The sequence below is a fragment of the Halanaerobium saccharolyticum genome, from assembly GCF_003053565.1.
In the GTDB taxonomy this organism is placed as follows: Bacteria; Bacillota; Halanaerobiia; order Halanaerobiales; family Halanaerobiaceae; genus Halanaerobium; species Halanaerobium saccharolyticum_B.
Map to the genome: position 1 here is coordinate 1 of NZ_QAXS01000092.1, position 1262 is coordinate 1262.

2 protein-coding genes are annotated in these 1262 nt (G+C 36.1%); one reads left to right on the forward strand and one right to left on the reverse strand.

Annotated elements, in window-relative coordinates:
* Positions 1-540, forward strand: a 540-nt coding sequence (locus C8C76_RS14995; RefSeq protein ID WP_146161880.1) for an RNA-guided endonuclease InsQ/TnpB family protein, incomplete at its 5' end; no start/stop codon positions are given.
* 148 nt (positions 541-688) lie between these two features.
* Here C8C76_RS14995 and C8C76_RS15000 read toward each other — a convergent pair.
* Positions 689-916, reverse strand: coding sequence for a hypothetical protein (locus C8C76_RS15000; protein WP_108143064.1), 228 nt, complete (start codon positions 914-916; stop codon positions 689-691).
* Between the last annotated feature and the right edge of the window lie 346 nt (positions 917-1262).

The window sequence follows — 1262 nt, forward strand, 5'->3', positions numbered from 1 at the left end:
GCCAGTGTTAAAAATCCTCAAGGCAAAGAAATTAATCGCCAATTCCACAATGGTAAACAGGCAGGTTTTATCCGCAAAAAGTATCGTATGTTAAGGAGAAAACTGGGTCAATCTAAAAAAGTTAAAGCTATTAAAAAAATTAATGACAAAGAGCAGAGATGGATGACTGATTTAAACCATAAAATTAGTCGCCAGCTTATTAATCTTGCTGTGCAGGAGCAAGTTGGTACTATAATTATGGAAAATCTAGAAAATATCCGGAATACTGCTAGAAGTCTTAATAGAGCAGATAGAAATATTCACAGCTGGACTTTCTATCAACTACAACAATTTATTAAATATAAGGCTGAATTAGCTGGGATTAAGGTGGAATATATAAATCCAAAGTATACTTCCCAGAGTTGTTCTAGATGTGCTAAAGTTAAAAAATCTAATCGCAAAGCTAATCTATACTCTTGCGAGTGTGGTAATCATATCCACGCTGATTTAAATGCAAGTCGTAATATAGCCAATAAATATTTAGAGCAACAACCTGCTTAGATGTTAATAGTCTAAGTGCCTGAGTGCCTATATTAGCATAATGCTAGGATTATACTATTGAAATGTATAGTCGGCTATCTCAGGAGGGCTGATGGCACAGCCTCGAGTCGAAGTCGAATTGGGCTACTAGAAATAGACTGCCTTCTAATCATTCGACAACCTCGCAAGTTCTTTTAAGGAATCCTCGTTCGTGACGATAGGAACGGGCGGGGAGGATGTCAAGCTCTTCTTTCATCATCTCATTAGGGGTATGACCCTTTAAAACCCGGAGTCGGGTATTATTATGAAATTCATTCATTTCCTGAAAGAAATGATGAAATTTTTCTGCCTCAGTTTCAAGCTCAAAATAGAAATCATAAAATTCTATTAACTGCATAATTGAGAGGGCTCCATAATAAGCCAGGAGTCCCCAGGCAAATTGAAACAGCCTATCATTCTTTTTTATCTGCTCTTGAAACTCTGAATCAGTTATAATCTTTGCAATCTCTGCTGACAGACCAGCCGGTATTCTAACAGATCTTTCAGTTTCTGTATCCTTGATACCAATAATTCCATGCCCCTGAAAATTATTTAAGGCTGGAGCTAAGATATCAATTTCTCAGCAGCTGAGATCATCTGCTCAAATATTGTTACAAGACATAAAATTCAGCAGTAGATCATATATTTTAGGACATGATCTACAACAGTAAGATTATTTAACATATATTTCCTGTTAGGATAAA